General features: G+C 51.0%; 1 pseudogene. It reads right to left on the reverse strand.

The annotated features are described in order from the left end of the window. Nucleotides 1-441 (reverse strand): annotated as a pseudogene (locus ACTHUT_RS22105) (hypothetical protein); the annotation flags it as partial.

Raw genomic sequence — 441 nt, forward strand, 5'->3', positions numbered from 1 at the left:
TGTTGGGGTTTGCGTTTTTTTTGTTGTTGGTGGTGTTGGGTGTGTGTAGTAGACGGTTTTGGTGCGACTTCGCGTATGCCTTTGCCGGTTTGGGCGCGGGTCTTGCTGACCAAATCGCCGTTGTGGTGGTCGATATGCGGATTTGGATAGGTGACTAGGTCGATGGAGTTGAAAACGTAGTGTTTGTGGGTTTTGTGGTTGGTTGTGGTGTTTTTGGTGTGTTTTTTGGGTGGGTTGGTTGTGGTGTTGTTTGGGGGGGGGGTGGTTTTGGGTGTGTGTTGGGTGGTGGTTGGTTTTGTGGTGTTTGGTTGTGGTTGGTTTGTTTTGGTTGTGGGGGTGGTGGTGGTGTTGTTGTTGGTGGTTTTGGGGTGTGTTTGGTTGGTGGTTTTGGGGGTTGTTGGGTTGGTTTTGGTTGGTGTGGTGGGGGGGTTGGTTTGTGGT

The sequence above is a fragment of the Neisseria sp. P0022.S010 genome (assembly GCF_051956635.1).